Annotated in this window: 16 protein-coding genes; 11 read left to right on the forward strand and 5 right to left on the reverse strand. The window is 65.4% G+C overall.

Annotated features, from left to right (window positions below):
* Positions 1-67 precede the first annotated feature (67 nt).
* The 4 genes from AXW83_RS05870 to AXW83_RS05885 all read left to right on the forward strand — a co-directional run bounded on the left by AXW83_RS05870 (position 68) and on the right by AXW83_RS05885 (position 3,489).
* A complete protein-coding gene (locus tag AXW83_RS05870; RefSeq protein WP_442855227.1) occupies positions 68-1,159 on the forward strand; it encodes an ABC transporter substrate-binding protein in 1,092 nt (363 codons plus the stop codon).
* Positions 1,156-2,232, forward strand: a complete 1,077-nt coding sequence (locus AXW83_RS05875) for a FecCD family ABC transporter permease (protein ID WP_066611444.1) — start codon at positions 1,156-1,158, stop codon at positions 2,230-2,232. The genes AXW83_RS05870 and AXW83_RS05875 overlap by 4 nt, the downstream gene beginning before the upstream one ends.
* Positions 2,226-3,002 (forward strand): ABC transporter ATP-binding protein, encoded by a 777-nt coding sequence (locus AXW83_RS05880; RefSeq protein ID WP_066611446.1) that lies wholly within the window; start codon positions 2,226-2,228, stop codon positions 3,000-3,002. The genes AXW83_RS05875 and AXW83_RS05880 overlap by 7 nt, the downstream gene beginning before the upstream one ends.
* A gap of 130 nt (positions 3,003-3,132) precedes the next feature.
* The gene (locus AXW83_RS05885) at positions 3,133-3,489 is read left to right on the forward strand and encodes an ArsC family reductase (protein ID WP_066611448.1); all 357 of its coding nucleotides are present in this window, start codon (positions 3,133-3,135) and stop codon (positions 3,487-3,489) included.
* Here AXW83_RS05885 and pstS read toward each other — a convergent pair.
* Positions 3,473-4,516 carry a phosphate ABC transporter substrate-binding protein PstS gene (gene pstS, locus AXW83_RS05890; protein WP_066611450.1) on the reverse strand — a complete coding sequence of 348 codons (1,044 nt, stop codon included), beginning with the start codon at positions 4,514-4,516 and terminating at the stop codon, positions 3,473-3,475. The genes AXW83_RS05885 and pstS overlap by 17 nt on opposite strands.
* A gap of 191 nt (positions 4,517-4,707) precedes the next feature.
* Here pstS and tgt point away from each other — a divergent pair, with 191 nt between their 5' ends.
* Positions 4,708-5,856, forward strand: coding sequence for a tRNA guanosine(34) transglycosylase Tgt (gene tgt, locus AXW83_RS05895; protein ID WP_066611452.1), 1,149 nt, complete (start codon positions 4,708-4,710; stop codon positions 5,854-5,856).
* Complete coding sequence (locus tag AXW83_RS05900; RefSeq protein ID WP_236841831.1) at positions 5,853-6,650, forward strand: hypothetical protein; 798 nt, start codon at positions 5,853-5,855, stop codon at positions 6,648-6,650. The genes tgt and AXW83_RS05900 overlap by 4 nt, the downstream gene beginning before the upstream one ends.
* On the opposite strand, the gene AXW83_RS05905 is transcribed toward AXW83_RS05900, so the two are convergent.
* Positions 6,555-7,538, reverse strand: a complete 984-nt coding sequence (locus tag AXW83_RS05905) for a DMT family transporter (RefSeq protein WP_168166066.1) — start codon at positions 7,536-7,538, stop codon at positions 6,555-6,557. The genes AXW83_RS05900 and AXW83_RS05905 overlap by 96 nt on opposite strands.
* A 192-nt stretch (positions 7,539-7,730) precedes the next feature.
* Between AXW83_RS05905 and AXW83_RS05910 the strand changes: the two genes are divergently transcribed.
* Complete coding sequence (locus AXW83_RS05910; RefSeq protein WP_066611456.1) at positions 7,731-8,384, forward strand: hypothetical protein; 654 nt, start codon at positions 7,731-7,733, stop codon at positions 8,382-8,384.
* A 7-nt stretch (positions 8,385-8,391) separates the two neighbouring features.
* Here AXW83_RS05910 and eno read toward each other — a convergent pair whose 3' ends face one another.
* Positions 8,392-9,675 (reverse strand): phosphopyruvate hydratase, encoded by a 1,284-nt coding sequence (gene eno / locus AXW83_RS05915; protein WP_066611458.1) that lies wholly within the window; start codon positions 9,673-9,675, stop codon positions 8,392-8,394.
* A 156-nt stretch (positions 9,676-9,831) separates the two neighbouring features.
* On the opposite strand from eno, the gene AXW83_RS05920 reads away from it, so the two are divergent.
* Positions 9,832-10,293, forward strand: coding sequence for a nuclear transport factor 2 family protein (locus tag AXW83_RS05920; RefSeq protein WP_082766971.1), 462 nt, complete (start codon positions 9,832-9,834; stop codon positions 10,291-10,293).
* Between the two features lie 72 nt (positions 10,294-10,365).
* Positions 10,366-10,821: a preQ(1) synthase gene (gene queF / locus AXW83_RS05925; RefSeq protein ID WP_066611465.1), complete on the forward strand. Its 456-nt coding sequence runs from the start codon at positions 10,366-10,368 to the stop codon at positions 10,819-10,821.
* On the opposite strand, the gene AXW83_RS05930 is transcribed toward queF, so the two are convergent.
* Entirely contained in the window at positions 10,822-12,027 is a 1,206-nt protein-coding gene (locus tag AXW83_RS05930; protein WP_082766972.1) for an MFS transporter, read from the reverse strand.
* On the reverse strand, positions 12,020-12,889 hold the full coding sequence (gene kdsA / locus AXW83_RS05935) for a 3-deoxy-8-phosphooctulonate synthase (protein ID WP_066611469.1): 870 nt from the start codon (positions 12,887-12,889) through the stop codon (positions 12,020-12,022). Before kdsA ends, AXW83_RS05930 begins: the two co-directional genes overlap by 8 nt.
* Before the next feature lie 288 nt (positions 12,890-13,177).
* On the opposite strand from kdsA, the gene clpS reads away from it, so the two are divergent.
* Positions 13,178-13,519 (forward strand): ATP-dependent Clp protease adapter ClpS, encoded by a 342-nt coding sequence (gene clpS, locus AXW83_RS05940; RefSeq protein ID WP_066619948.1) that lies wholly within the window; start codon positions 13,178-13,180, stop codon positions 13,517-13,519.
* 48 nt (positions 13,520-13,567) lie between these two features.
* Complete coding sequence (gene clpA / locus AXW83_RS05945; protein ID WP_066611471.1) at positions 13,568-16,102, forward strand: ATP-dependent Clp protease ATP-binding subunit ClpA; 2,535 nt, start codon at positions 13,568-13,570, stop codon at positions 16,100-16,102.
* The last annotated feature ends 2 nt before the right edge of the window (positions 16,103-16,104 follow it).

Below are 16,104 nucleotides of genomic sequence, written 5' to 3' on the forward strand. Positions count from 1 at the left end.
CATCTGGAAGGCTCACCTCATGATTGCTTTGCGCGAAGTCTTTTGCGGGGCGGCTCTTGCCATATCCATGCTCGTCGCATCCCTGGCGGCCCATGCCGAGAAGGTCTCGGTCACCGACGTGCTCGGCCGCAAGGTCGAAGTCGAGGCGCCGGTCCGGCACGTTATTCTCGGCGAGGGGCGGCAGATGTACTTCGTCGCCGCGCTCGACAAGGACGCTCCCTTCAAGCGCGTCGTCGGCTGGCGCGACGACCTCTCCAAGGCCGATCCCGACAGCTACAAGGCCTATCTCGCGCGCTATCCCGAGATCGCGAAGCTCCCGGCCTTCGGCGGCATGAAGGAGGGCGCCTTCGATATCGAGCAGGCGATCGCGCTGAAGCCCGACGTGCTGTTCCTGAATGTCGAAGCCAGGGTCGCCAGCGACGAGGCGAGCCTGGTCGAGAAACTCGCCCAGGTTGGCATCCCTGTCGTCTATGTCGATTTCCGCGAAAAGCCTTTCCAGAATACCGAGCCGTCGATGCGGGTGATCGGCAAGCTTTTCGGGAAGGAGGCGATCGCCGAGGATTTCATCGCCTTCCGCGCCGCCGAGATCGCCAAGGTCACGGATCGTCTGGCCAAGGCGGTAAACCTGAAGAAGCCTGTTGTGATGATCGAGCGTGCGGCCGGCTTCACGGACGATTGCTGCATGTCGTTCGGCAACGAGAATTTCGGCAAGATGGTCGAGATAGCCGGCGGCCGGAACCTGGCCGTCGACCTCATCCCCGGCACCTTCGGCACGGTCAACGCCGAGACGGTCGTCGCGGCCAATCCCGAAGTCGTCATCGTGACTGGTGGAAACTGGGGCGCCTATGTGCCTGGCGGCGCCTGGGTCGGCCTTGGCCCCGGCACCGATCTGGTCGAGGCACGACGCAAGCTTGCAGCGCTCGCCCAGCGCCCGGCTTTCGCCCAGACACAGGCCGTGAAGAACGGTCGCGTCCATGCGATCTGGCACCAGTTCTACAACAGCCCCTACCAGTTCGTGGCGATCCAGGCGATAGCGGCCTGGCTGCATCCGGAACTGTTCAAGGACGTCGATGCGTCGGCCACGTTGAAGACGCTGCACGAGCGCTTCCTGCCGCTGCCCTACGAGCCCGGATATTGGGTCACGGTCGAGCGTAAATGAGGCCGGACGTGACTGCGGTCATCCGCCAGCCGGAAATCCAGGCCCGCTTCGCCTATCGGGCGCTGACGCTGCGCCGCCGTTTGATTCTGGTTGGTCTGTTTGGCCTGCTGCTCGCGAGCTTCGTCGTCGATCTGATGGTCGGGCCGGCTCGTTACAGCGCGAGCCAGGTGCTCCAGGCACTCATCGATCCCGCCGGAGTTCCGGCCGCGTTGCGGGTAGTGATCTGGGATATTCGCCTGCCGGTGGCGCTGATGGCCGTCGTCGCCGGTGCGTCGCTGGCGGTCGCCGGTGCGCAGATGCAGACCATCCTGAACAACCCGCTTGCAAGCCCCTTCACGCTCGGCATCTCGGCCGCGGCGAGCTTCGGGGCGGCGCTCGCGCTGGTCTTCGGCGTCGGGCTCCTGCCAATCGCGGCGGACTATATCGTGCCGATCAACGCCTTCATCGTGGCGATGGGCGCAGCCCTGCTCATCCACATGCTTAGCCAGTCGCGCGGCGTCACCACCGAAACGGTGATCCTGCTCGGCATCGCATTGGTCTTCACCTTCAACGCGCTGCTGGCGCTGCTGCAGTTCTTCGCTTCCGAACAGGCGCTGGGCGCCGTCGTCTTCTGGATGATGGGCTCGCTGACGAAGGCGAGTTGGCACAAGCTCGCCATAACCTCCGGCGTTTTCGCCCTGAGCCTGCCCTTCTTCTTCCGCCGCGCCTGGGCGTTGACGACGCTGCGCCTGGGCGACGACAAGGCGGCGAGCTTCGGCATCGACGTCAGGCGCCTGCGGCTCGAGATCATGCTGCTGGTCAGCCTGCTGGCGGCCGTGCCGGTCTCTTTCGTCGGAACGATCGGCTTCATCGGGCTGGTCGGCCCCCACATTGCGCGCATGGTCATCGGCGAGGATCAGCGCTTCTTCTTGCCGGCCTCGGCGCTGGCTGGAGCTGCGATCCTCTCTGCGTCCTCGGTGGTCTCGAAATCGCTGATCCCGGGCCTGATCTTCCCGATCAGCGTCGTCACCGCCCTGATCGGCGTGCCCTTCTTCTTCAGCCTCATCATGTCAAGCCGGAAACGCGCATGGTGAGCCTCACGCTAAGGGGTGTCGGCGTCGCCTATGGCCGCCGCATGGTGCTGCAGGGCATCGACGCGCCGGCCTTGACGGGGGGCGAGGTCGTGGCCGTCATCGGCGCGAACGCGGCGGGAAAGTCGAGCCTGTTCCGGCGTATCGCCGGGCTGGTCGCGGGCGCCGGCGATATCGTCATCTCCGGCAGGAGCATCGTGGCGGGGCGCGCAAAGCCCAGCGCCTGCTATCTGCCGCAGGATACGGCGGTGAACGCCGTCCTCACCGTCTACGAATCGATCCTGCTCGCCTTCAAGCAGGGCGGCTCTTGGTCGGTCAGCGACGAGGAACTGCAGCGGATCGACGCGGTGCTGCGCGAATTGGAGATCGAGGATCTCGCCTTCCGCGGGCTAGGCGAGCTGTCGGGAGGGCAGCGCCAGCTCGTCTCGATCGCCCAGACACTGGCGCGCGAGCCCGACATCCTTCTGCTCGACGAGCCGACCAGCGCGCTCGACCTGCATCGCCAGTTCGAGGTGCTCTCGCTCGTCCGCCGGCTGGCGCGCGAGCGCGGCATGTTGGTCCTGATCTCGCTACACGACATCAACCAGGCCTTGCGCTTCGCCGACAAGGTCATGGTCCTCGCGCATGCGGGCATGGTCGCCCTGGGGCCGCCGCGCGAGATCGTGACGCCCGCGCTGCTCGCCGATGTCTACGGCGTGCGCGCCCGCGTCGAGGTGCTGGAAGGCGACCAGCCCTACGTCGTCGTCGAGGGATCGGTGAAGCACGCGGCTTGAGGCGTTCGTGAAGACAACCGCCGGGCATCGACGCGCTGCGAAATCGGGTGGATGTTGAATCGCCAGCGGTACCTTGTCATTCCACTCGCAGCCGGTCTCGACCGATGCTGACCGCCCCGGGATAATCCACATGAGCATCACGATCTACGGCATCAAGAACTGCGATACGATGAAGAAGGCGCGTGCCTGGCTGGACACGCACGGGATCACCCATGCCTTCCACGACTACAAGGCTGCCGGCATCGACCGCGCCTCGCTGGAGCGCTGGATCGCCGAGCATGGCTGGGAGACGGTGCTGAACCGCGCCGGCACCACCTTCCGTGCCTTGTCGGACGCGGACAAACAAGAGCTAGACGCGGCGAAGGCTGTCGCGCTGATGCTGGCGCAGCCCTCGATGATCAAGCGCCCGGTACTCGATCTCGGCGGCCGTACCCTCATTGGCTTCAAGCCGGAGATCTACGAAGCGGCGCTCAGCTCGCGGGCTTGAGGTTTGCCGCCCAGTAGTCCTTGACCTGCTTCACCAGAGCATCCGGCAAAGGCACATAGCCGAGGGCCGTTGCATCGGCGCCGCCTGTCTCGAGCGAGAGTCGGAAGAAGTTCAGAACCTCGCGGGTGCGCGGCGTCAGCGGCTTCGGCACCAACGCGAAGGTGGTCGCGACGATCGGGTAGGCCTGGGCGCCGGGCGCGTCGGTCAGCATCAACGCGAAATCCTTGGTCGAGGCCCATTCGGCGCTGGCGGCGGCGGCTTGCAGGCTCGCGGCGTCGGCCTTGATGAAATTGCCGGACTTGTTCTGCACCAGCCCATAGGCCAGCGAAGCGCGCAGCACTTGGCCAAGCTCGATGTATCCGATCGAATTCTTGATCCGCCCTATGGCACCTGCAACGCCCTGCGTACGTTCTGCTCCGACGCCGGTCGGCCAGGCCACCTGCGTGTTGGCGCCGATCCGGTCGCGCCATTCGGGGCTGGCCTTGCTGAGATAGTCGGTCCAATTGAACGTCGTGCCCGAGCCGTCCGATCGGTAGATCACGTTGATCGCGGCGTCGGGCAACTTGAGATCGGGATTGACGGCGGCGACCGCGGGGTCCGACCAGCGCTTGACCTTGCCGAGATAGATATCGGCGAGCAGCGCTCCGGTGAACCTGATCTGGCCGGGACTGATGCCGTCGATGTTCACGACGGGAACGATACCGCCCATCACGATCGGGAACTGGACGAGGGCCGTCCGGGTCAGTTCCTCGGGCGAGAGCGGCCGGTCGCTCGTGCCGAAATCGGTGGCGCGCTGGGTCACGCGGACCTCGCCGCCAAGCGAGCCGACCGGCTCGTAATCGACCCCGATGTCGAGCGGGACCATCTCGGCCCCGTCGGACTTGGCGATTCTGTAGTTCTGCGCCCATTTGCCGATGACCGGAAAGGCGAAGGTCGAGCCAGCCCCGGTCAGGGGCTCCGTTTGGCCCGGTGAGACTGAGGACGCGAGCAGCGCACCAGCGAAAGCAAGAAGGACCAGAGGCTTCATCGCGAACTCCTCGCAAAACGGGGCAGGCCGGACGCCGGGCGTGCAGCAGACACTGTTGCTAGGAGCCTGTGATGACGGTGCCGTGACGGCATCCGGCGCATTGGTCGCCGCGGGAGGCGTGCAGCTTCCGCATGTGAGAACCTCGCGCCCGCCCTTTCGCCGGAAGCCTCCCTGCGCTACCTCCCACCCCCATGACGACCGAATTCAGCTTCCATCTGCTTGGCCGGGACGGCGCCGCCCGCACCGGCGAAATTCGGATGCCGCGTGGCGTCATCCGCACGCCGGCCTTCATGCCGGTCGGCACGGCCGCGACCGTGAAGGGGATGTATCCCGAGCAGGTCAAGGCGCTCGGCGCCGACGTCGTGCTCGGCAATACCTATCACCTGATGCTGCGGCCGGGAGCCGAACGCATCGCGCGGCTTGGTGGCCTCCATGAATTCATGAATTGGCCGCACCCGATCCTGACCGATTCGGGCGGCTTCCAGGTGATGTCGCTGGCGAATCTTCGCAAGCTCACCGAGGAGGGCGTCACCTTCCAATCCCATATCGACGGCTCGAAGCACATGCTGAGCCCCGAACGCTCGGTCGAGATCCAGAACCTGCTAGGCTCCGACATCGTCATGCAGCTCGACGAATGCGTCTCGCTGCCCTGCGAGGATGCCGTGGCCGAGAAGGCGATGCGGCTGTCGCTGCGTTGGGCGGAGCGGTGCAAGGCGGCCTTCGGCAACCCGGCGGGCAGGGCGCTCTTCGGCATCGTCCAGGGTGGGGCGGTGCCGCGCCTGCGCATCGAGAGCGCGAAGGAACTCGTCGCCATGGACCTCAAGGGCTATGCCATCGGCGGGCTCGCTGTCGGCGAGCCGCAGGACGTGATGCTGGCGATGATCGAGACGGTCGAGCCGCATCTGCCGGCCGAAAAGCCCCGCTATCTCATGGGCGTCGGCACGCCTGACGATCTCGTCGAGGCGGTCCTGCGCGGAATCGACATGTTCGACTGCGTGATGCCGACGCGGGCAGGGCGCCACGGCCAGATCTTCACGCGCTTCGGCAGGATGAACCTGAAGAACGCCAAACATGCCGAAGACCCGCGGCCGATCGACCCCCAATCGTCTTGTCCTGCGGCCAACGCCTATGCGCGCGCCTATCTGCATCATCTGGTCAAATCCGAGGAGATGCTCGGCAAGATGCTGCTGACCTGGGTCAACCTCGCCTATTATCAGGATCTGATGGCGGGCCTTCGTGCCGCGATCGCGGCCGGTCGTCTCGCCGATTTCGTCGCCGAGACCAAGGCGGGCTGGGCAAGGGGCGAGACAGCTAGCGAAAACGACGGCGAGCCGGCGTGATCGATCCCTGGATCGGCATGCTGGTCGCCAAGATGGCGGTCGCCGCTGCCGTTGTCGTGGGCTGCTCGCTTCTGGCCGAACGGTCCGGCCCGGTCGTCGCGGCGATGATTGCGACGCTGCCGATCTCGGCCGGTCCCGTCTATGTTTTCCTGGCGCTCGAGCACGATCCGGCCTTCCTCGCCGCAGGCGCGCTCGGCAGCATGCAGGCCAATCTCGCCAATACGGGCCTGTCGCTGGTCTATGTGCTGATGGCGCAGCGCTTCGCGACGCTCGCCAGCCTTTCCGGAGCCATGGCGGCCTGGTTCGCGCTCGCCATTGGCCTGCGCCTCGTCGAGCCGTCCTTCCTCGTCGTGCTTTGCGCCACAGTATTGGGCTTCGTGGGCCTGCATATCCTGTTCAGGCCCTACCTGGCGGCGCAACCCAGCAGTGCTGCCGGGCGGCCGTGGTATGCGATCCCGCTGCGAGCGGCAGGCGTCGCGGTGCTGGCGGGCACCGTCACCACCGTGAGCAGCCATGTCGGCCCGACGTGGTCCGGCATGCTCGCGGCCTTTCCCGTGGTTTTATCGAGCATGATCGCGATGCTTCAGCCACGTATCGGCGGACCGGCCGTGGCCGCGGTCATCGCGAATTCGGCGCTCGGCCTGATCGGCTTCGGGCTGGCGCTCGCAAGCGTCCACCTGAGCGCCGGGGCGCTCGGCTCATGGGCTGCCCTGGCGGTCGGGCTTTGCATCTGCGTCGGCTGGAACCTTGCCTTGATGCTCAACGCCCGACGCTCGCGCCGGGCGGCGCCATGAGGCGACGAAAAGACCGCCGATGATCAGGGCGAAGCCGGTCACCTGCAACGGGCCGGGAATTTCGCCGAGCACCGGGATAGCGAGCAGCGTTCCCGTCACCGGGATCAGCGGCGGGAAACGTCCGACAACGGCGGCGCCCAGCACATGCGAGGCCCAGCCCCAGATCCACAGGCCGACGATGACGTTCACGACGCCCTGATAAAGTGCATGCGCGCCCAGCACCCACCATGGCGCGATGTCGAAACCCCGGAAAAAGAACACGGCGTAGAACGGCAGATAGGCCATCGACAGCACGGAGACGATCGCGGCGGCCTTGAGACCCTCGACCTTCCAGAGCTGGATCATCAGGGGGTAGAAGCCCCAGAGCAGGCCGACGCCGAGAAAGCACAGATCGCCCCGCAGGGTGCCGCTCGTGGCGCCGGTACTGCCGGCGATGCCCAGGCATGCAAGACCCGCCAGCACGCCCACGATCCCCAGGACGAGCATGCGCGAGAGCACCGCACCGAACAGCACGACGCTGCCGATGATGCCGATCAGCGTGACCGTGCCGGGTCCGATCGTCGCGCCGTGCGCTGCCGGCGCCATGGTGAGGCCGGTCAGCATCAGATAGGTCATTGGAAACCCGCTGGTCAGTGCCAGCAGGAGGCCGCGCTTCCAGCCGACGCCGCCGCAAGCTGCGAGACCGGGCTTCAGGAAGATCGGCAAAAGCAGCAGGCCCGCAGTCGCAAAGCGCAGGGCGAGCAGATCGTATTGGGTCAGGCCGTTAAGAACCGCATAGCGGCTGACCACGAAATTGGAGCCGAAGATCAGGACGGTCAGCAGCATTCCCGCGATAGCGAGCCGTGTCCGGCGGCGCGCACGCGCCGTTGCGGCGCTCGAAAGAGGCACGATCTGATGCATGGGCCTAGGCATAGCGCCGAACGAAGCATGTCCGTTAGCGGCACGCATGCATGACGCCTGCGCGCCGTCTCGCATTGCAGCAGAAACAAGCGGAGACATTCGACCGCAATTGCTCCTCGGTTCGGCCTTTCTCGCGCCCGGCGATTCAGCGCTTCTACACCGGCAACAGGATCACCATCGATGCCACGACGCTCAATCGCCTCGACTTCGGCTCTGCTCGCTCGCGAGTTCGGCGGGCAGGTCGCCATCTCGATCGCAGCCTCGGCGGTCGCCGCCGCCTTTCTGGCCGCGCCCGAGCTGTTCCAGTCCGGGGAGGCGGCAAAAGCGAAGACCGTTATGCAACAGGAAGAGCCCGGCGGCTGGGTCTCGCCGGTCGCCCCCGACGGCAAGATCGGCATTCGTCATCGCGATGCCGCCTCGAACGTCGATGTTCGAATGGCCTCGGTTCTGCTGACGCCGGCAAGCCTCGCCATGCCGATGAGTACCGGCTGGCCGCAGGTCGTCTTCGAAGAGCCTGTGTCAGCCCGCGCCCGGAGCACCGAGACTCACCCGGTCGTGGCGCTGGCCGCGCCGCAGCGGAAACCCATCGCACCCCTCGAACGATCGAAAACCGCCGAATCAGCGCCGATGCCGATCAGGCCGGCGCGCCTGATGGCTCCGGATGGACAGGTCGCAACCGTTTCCCAGGCATCCGCGCCGGCATCGCCATCCGGCGACGCGACGCCATCGACGCTCGCCCGGGTTGGGAGCGTCATGTCGAGCGCGGTCGGAACCGTCGGCGCGGCCGGAATCTGGACACTGTCGCAGGCGTCCGGCCTTCTGCCGCGCCTTTAGGTGCTGATCAGGCGAGTGCCTTAAGCGCCGCCCGGCCGGCATAGACCGCCTGCGCGCCGAGCTCTTCCTCGATACGCAGGAGCTGGTTGTACTTGGCCGTGCGGTCCGAGCGGGCGAGCGAGCCGGTCTTGATCTGCCCGCAATTGGTCGCGACCGCGAGGTCGGCGATCGTCGAATCCTCGGTTTCGCCAGAGCGGTGCGACATCACGGCGGTATAGCCGGCGCGCTGGGCCATCTCGACGGCGGCCAGCGTCTCGGTCAGCGTGCCGATCTGATTGACCTTGACCAGGATCGAGTTGCCCGTCCGCTCCTTGATGCCGCGTGACAGCCGCGTGACGTTGGTGACGAAGAGGTCGTCGCCGACCAGCTGGCACTTCGAGCCGACGAGATCGGTCAGCGCCTTCCAGCCCTCCCAGTCGTCCTCCGACATGCCGTCTTCGATCGAGACGATCGGATAATTGCCGACGAGCTTGGCGAGATACTTCGCCTGCGCCTTGGGATCGCGCGTCTTGCGCTCGCCCTCGTAGACATAGGAGCCGTCCTTGAAGAACTCGGTCGCGGCGCAATCCAGCGCCAGCGCAATGTCCTCGCCGGGCTTGTAGCCGGCCGCCTCGATCGCCTGCATGACGAAGTCGAGCGCCGCTTCCGCCGACTTGATGTTCGGCGCGAAGCCGCCCTCGTCACCGACATTGGTGTTGTGGCCGGCGTCGTGGAGCTTCTTCTTCAGCGTGTGGAAGATCTCCGAGCCCATCCGCAGCCCCTCCGAGAAGGAGGGCGCGCCGATCGGCATGATCATGAACTCCTGGAAGTCGATCGGATTGTCGGCATGGGCGCCGCCATTGACGATGTTCATCATCGGCACGGGCAGGACACGGGCCGAGGTGCCGCCGACATAGCGGTAGAGCGGCAGGCCGGCGCTTTCGGCTGCGGCCTTGGCTACGGCGAGCGAGACGCCGAGGATCGCATTGGCGCCGAGCTTGCTCTTGTTCTCGGTGCCGTCGAGTTCGATCATCGCCTCGTCGATCGCAACCTGGTCCTCGGCATCCATCGCGACCAGCGCCTCGGCGATCGCGAAGTTGACCGCCTCGACCGCCTTCAGCACACCCTTGCCGAGATAGCGGCTCTTGTCGCCGTCGCGCAGCTCGACGGCCTCATGCGCTCCGGTCGAGGCGCCTGACGGCACGGCAGCGCGACCCATCGAGCCGTCTTCCAGCACGACATCGACCTCGACGGTCGGATTGCCGCGGGAATCGAGGATCTGGCGGCCGATGATATCGATGATCGCGGTCATGAGAGGCTCCGGGGCGGCTTGGGGCGGCGGTGATGACGCGCTTCTAGCCAAGCAGGTGCCGGACGGGAAGCCTTGGAGCATGATTTGATCTCGCATCGCCCCATTGGAGGGATTATTGCTTGCGGATCGCCTCGCACCAGCCAAAGGAGTTTCGTCATGAAGGGCCCGGCCTTGTTGATAGGATGCGCGGCCGTAACAACTCTGCTCGTCCAACCGGTCAAGGCTGCCCCGAAAGACGATGCTTTGGATCTCTTCGCCCAGTGGACGAGCCTGTTCAATGCGGGCGATCTCGACGGTCTTCTGGCGATCTACGCATCCGATGCCAGCGTGCACGGCACGACCAGTCCGAATCTCGCCATCGGCACCGAGGCGTTGAAAGCATACTTCACGCCGGCATTGCGCGCGAAGAACCAGGTGAAGCCGGTCGGCGATCCCGTCGTAGCGGAAGCTGGTGCCGGCGCGGTGGTGATGAGTGGTTACTATGAATTCAGCGGAACACGTGGCGACGGACAGCCCTTCACGGTGCCCGCCCGCTACAGCTTCGTCATGATCGGATCGGGTACGACGGCGCGGATCGCGCATCAGCATTCGTCGCCGCGCCCCCGCCCTGCAAATTGATCGATCGTCACTGCCGTGGGTTTTCAACGGGCCGCGCAGTCTTTAGGTGATGCGCAAAACCGGAACCCGCACATGACCCTCGATGCTTCGACCCTCCAACTCGGCCATGCAACGGCGCTGCCCGCATCGCCCGAGGAAGCCCGCCTCGACCGCGTGCCCAACCCCCATGCCGGCACAAGCTATCTCGCGCGCTTCACCTGCCCGGAATTCACCTCGATCTGCCCGGTCACCGGCCAGCCCGATTTCGGCATTCTGGTGATCGACTATCTGCCCGGCGACTGGCTGGTCGAATCGAAGTCGCTGAAGCTCTATCTCGGAGCCTTCCGCAACCACGGCGCCTTCCACGAGGATTGCACGATCGGCATCGGCAAAACGCTGGTCGAGCTGCTGAAGCCGGTCTGGTTCCGCATCGGCGGCTACTGGTATCCGCGCGGCGGTATCCCGATCGACGTGTTCTGGCAGACGGGCAAGCAGCCCGAAGGTGTCTGGGTTCCCGATCAGGGCGTCGCGCCCTATCGCGGCCGCTGATCAGGTTCGGCTGCCCGCCAGCGGCAAGATCCGCGGCGTCATGACACCGAGCAGCCCGATGCCGCAGGCGAAGAACAGGATCGCCCCCGTCGTTCCCAGCAGATGCAGCGCGATGCCCATCAGCACAGGCCCGATCGCATGGCCCATGAACAGCGCGCAGGCGAAAAGCGCCACCGCTGAGCCCCGGGCCGTCGGTGCAAGTTCCGTCGCCTGGGCCTGGAACGTGCCGTGCATCAGGAAGAAGCCGAAGCCGTTCAGCATGAAGAAGCCCACTGCCGTCCACCATGGCAAAAACGGCAGCGAAAACAGGACGTAGCCCATCGCCATCAGCAGGCCGCCGCTGACGGTCATGCGGGCCGGCCCGAGGCGCTCGACCAGGATGCGCGTCAAGATGCCGTAGACGATGCCGCCAAATCCCGTACCGGCAATCACGATACCGGCCAGCGACGGGCCTATCGCCGACCGCTCCTGCAGGATCGCGGCGACATAGGGAGGCATACCGAAGATCAGGCTGCCTTCGGTGATGACAAGGGCATAAAGCAGTTTCGTCTTCGGGTTGGCGAAGACGACGCCGTAATTCGCTAGTGCTCCCTTGAAGCTCAGCGGCGGTCTTGCGGCATCGGGCCGCGGCTTCAGCACCAGAACGACGAGCAGCGCCGCGCCTGCCGCCACCGCGCCGGCTACGACGAACACGGTGCGCCAGCCCAGATGTTCGGCGATCAGTCCCGAGCAGGCAGCGCCGGCCATCTGACCGACGATCATGATGACGAGAAAGCGCCCGAGCAGGACCTGTCGCTCCGCCATGGGGGCTCGGTCCCCGATCGCCGCCATGGCAACGGGAATCACACCGCCGGCGACGACGCCCGTGGCCGCCCTGACCACTGTCAGGATCTCGAAGCTCGGCGAGAAGGCGGCGCTCACGGACAGTATCGCGAGCAGGCCGAGACACACGCTGATCGTTTTGAGCTTGCCCGCGGAATCGGCAATCGGCCCGAGAAAGGGCTGGCCGACGGCATAGGCGAAGGAAAACGCCGTCGCCATCGCCGCGATCTGAGCGATCGTCCGGCCGAAATCGAAGGCCAATGTCGGCACCAGCGGATCGACCAGGCGCATGGTGAAGGTCGATGCGAAGCCGCAGGCTCCCAGCACCAGGATCAGGCGACGAAGGACATCGGGCTTTGACGGGCTGGCCGGAGAGTCAGACATAAGCCAGAGTATGCTGCGCCGCACGCTTGGCAAGGCGATCAAAGTCTTGCAGCTCTGCAATCAGCGCAGGGAACTCCGCCAGCGGGACCATGTTGGGACCGTCGGAGGGTGCGGCGTCTGGGTCGGGATGCGTCTCGATGAACACGCCGGCGACGCCGACAGCGACGGCCGCGCGCGCCAGGACAGGCACGAATTCCCTTTGGCCACCGGAGGACGAGCCCTTGCCACCGGGCTGCTGCACCGAATGGGTTGCATCGAAAATCACCGGAGCGCCGATTTCGGCCATGATCGGCAGGCTGCGCATGTCGGTGACCAGCGTATTGTAGCCGAAGGATGCGCCGCGTTCGGTCAGCATGACATTGGGATTGCCGCTCTCGGTAATCTTGGCGGCGACGTTGACCATGTCCCAGGGTGCCAGGAACTGACCCTTCTTGACGTTGACGACCCGCCCTGTCCTGGCGGCGGCGACGAGAAGGTCGGTCTGGCGGCACAGGAAGGCCGGGATCTGAAGCACGTCGACGATTTCGGCGACAGCCGCGCATTGGCTCGCTTCATGCACGTCGGTCAGAACCGGGAGGCCCGTCCGTTCGCGGATTTCGGCAAAGACGGGCAGGGCAGCGGCAAGCCCCATGCCACGCTGGCCGCTTACGCTGGTCCGGTTGGCCTTGTCGAAGGAGGTCTTGAACACGATGCCGATGCCGAGCTTGACCGACACCTCCTTCAAGGCGAACGCCATCTCCAGGGCATGGTCGCGGCTTTCCATCTGGCACGGGCCGGCGATCAGCGACAGCGGCAGGCTGTTGCCGAAACGCACGGGGTTGGCGAGATCGTTGCCGATCGAGACGATGGCATGGGCGGTCATGGCGGCGTTCCGGTTGCAGGACGCGGGCTTAGGTCCCGCAAGGCCTCGCGGTCAAGCCGCCCATCCGGGCGCCTTGCCGACCCTTCAGCCAATAACATGCGGCATCCTGCCGAACGGACTGGCGAACCGGAGGCGAGGTCTGTAAATTCCCCGGCGAAGCACTATCTCGGGTGGGACGGTTAGGGATCGATCTTGAGGACAACGGCGGCGATCATGACGCAGGAAGGCGACGGCACAGGCTTCAGCGCAGCGATCATGCCGTCTCAGGTCGGTCGCACGGCGACGCGGATGGCCGATCGTCCCAGGCGGCCGTCTTCGCCCACCGACGGCGGTCGTGACGGAACCGGCACCGCGGTCCTGACCCGTACCCGCACCCGCAAACCCAATCTCTACCGCGTGCTGCTGCTCAACGACGACTACACGCCGATGGAGTTCGTCGTCCACGTGCTTGAGCGGTTCTTCCAGAAGGACCGCGCCGCTGCGACGCAGATCATGATGCATGTGCATCAAAACGGTGTCGGCGAATGCGGCGTCTTCACCTACGAGGTCGCCGAGACCAAAGTCACGCTGGTGATGGACCTCGCCCGCAAGCACATGCATCCTCTGCAATGCGTGATGGAGAAGAAGTAGCGTTTTGAGTTCGCTCACCCCTCTGACATCGGAATAGGAGCGCAATCCGTGCCGAGTTTCTCGCGCAGTCTCGAACAGGCGCTTCACCGCGCCCTGGCGCTCGCCAACGAACGTCACCACGAATACGCCACCCTTGAGCATCTGTTGCTCGCGCTGGTCGACGATCAGGACGCGGCTGCGGTCATGCGTGCCTGCAGCGTCGATCTCGACACGCTGCGGCGCAATTTGGTCGATTATATTGACGCCGAACTGACCAATCTGGTCACCGACGGCCGCGACGATTCCAAACCTACCGCCGGCTTCCAGCGCGTGATCCAGCGGGCCGTGATCCATGTCCAGTCGTCGGGCCGCGAGGAGGTGACCGGCGCCAACGTGCTCGTCGCCATGTTCGCCGAGCGCGAGAGCCACGCCGCCTATTTCCTGCAGGAGCAGGACATGACCCGCTACGACGCGGTCAATTACATCAGCCACGGCATCGCCAAGCGCCCCGGCGCCGGCGAGACCAGGCCGGTGCGCGGCGTCGAGGAGGAACCCGAGCAGCAGCGCGATTCGCGCGCCGCCGATCAGGGCGGTGGGGATGCCGACAAGGACAAGAAGAAGAAGGAAAGCGCGCTCGACGCCTATTGCGTCAATCTGAACCGCAAGGCGCGCGATGGCCGCATCGACCCATTGATCGGCCGCGAGGCCGAGGTGCAGCGCACGATCCAGATCCTCTGCCGCCGCCAGAAGAACAACCCGCTGCTGGTCGGCGACCCCGGCGTCGGCAAGACCGCCATCGCCGAAGGTCTCGCCCTCAAGATCATCCGTGGCGAGGTGCCCGAGGTACTGGAGGACGCGACGGTCTTCTCGCTCGACATGGGCACGCTGCTCGCCGGCACGCGCTATCGCGGCGATTTCGAGGAACGCCTCAAGCAGGTGATGAAGGAGATCGAGGCCCATCCCAAGGCGATCATGTTCATCGACGAGATCCACACGGTGATCGGCGCCGGCGCGACCTCGGGCGGGGCGATGGATGCCTCGAATCTGCTCAAGCCGGCGCTCGCCTCGGGCGGGCTGCGCTGCATCGGTTCGACCACCTACAAGGAATACCGCCAGTATTTCGAGAAGGACCGGGCACTGGTTCGGCGATTCCAGAAGATCGACGTCAACGAGCCGTCGATCCCGGACGCCATCGAGATTCTTAAAGGGCTGAAGCCCTATTTCGAGGAGTTCCACAAGCTGCGCTACACCAACGACGCCATCAAGGCCGCCGTGGAGCTGTCGGCGCGCTACATCCATGACCGCAAGCTGCCCGACAAGGCGATCGACGTGATCGACGAGACCGGCGCCTCGCAGATGCTGGTCGCCGAGAACAAGCGCAAGAAGGTGATCGGCGTAAAGGAGATCGAGGCCGCGATCGCGACGATGGCGCGCATTCCGGCCAAGACGGTCTCCAAGGATGACGCCGAAGTCCTGCGGAACCTCGAGGATACGCTGAAGCGCACGGTCTACGGGCAGGAAAAGGCGATCGAGGCACTGTCCTCGTCGATCAAGCTGGCCCGCGCCGGCCTGCGCGACGGCGAGAAGCCGATCGGCTGCTATTTGTTTGCCGGTCCCACGGGCGTCGGCAAGACCGAGGTGGCGCGCCAACTCGCGACCTCGCTCGGCGTCGAACTGATCCGCTTTGACATGTCGGAATACATGGAGCGCCACACCGTCTCACGGCTGATCGGCGCGCCTCCTGGCTATGTCGGCTTCGACCAGGGCGGTCTCCTGACCGACAAGATCGACCAGCATCCCCATTCCGTGCTGCTGCTCGACGAGATCGAAAAAGCCCATCCCGACCTGTTCAACATCCTGTTGCAGGTCATGGATCACGGCAAGCTGACCGACAACAACGGCAAGCAGGTCGATTTCCGCAACACCATCCTGATCATGACGACCAATGCCGGTGCCGCCGACATGGCCCGCAACGCCTATGGCTTCACTCGCCAGAAGCGCGAGGGCGACGATACCGACGCGATCAACAAGCTGTTCGCTCCGGAATTCCGCAACCGTCTGGATTCGGTGGTCTCCTTCGGCCATCTGCCGAAGAATGTGGTGTCGCGCGTCGTCGACAAGTTCGTGCTCCAGCTCGAAGCCCAGTTGGCCGACCGCAACGTCACGATCGAGCTTTCCGACGAGGCCCGCGAATGGCTGGTCGAGAACGGCTATGACGAGGCGATGGGCGCGCGTCCGATGGCCCGCCTGATCCAGCAGACCATCAAGACCCCGTTGGCCGACGAGGTGTTATTCGGCCGCCTGAAGAACGGCGGAGCGGTCAAGGTCGTCGTGGTCCAGTCCGAGACGGGCATCAAGGTGCTCGGCCTCGAGTTCCCCGATGGTCCCGTCGAGCCCAAGCCGGAGAAGGACGTTGCGGCAGCAGCGGCCAAACGGGCCTCGAAGCCGCGGGCCAAGGCAAGCGCCGCCGCAGGCAAGGATGCGCCGTCCGGGTTACCTCGCGGCGCCGGAAGAAATGACGATGGCGGGAAGCCCGGCGGCGAACCGCCCAAGGCGCAGCGCGGCGTCAGAAGCGTGCCCAAGGTTCCGCTGACAAAGGCCTGATC

The sequence above is a fragment of the Bosea sp. PAMC 26642 genome, assembly GCF_001562255.1.
Lineage (GTDB): Bacteria > Pseudomonadota > Alphaproteobacteria > Rhizobiales > Beijerinckiaceae > Allobosea.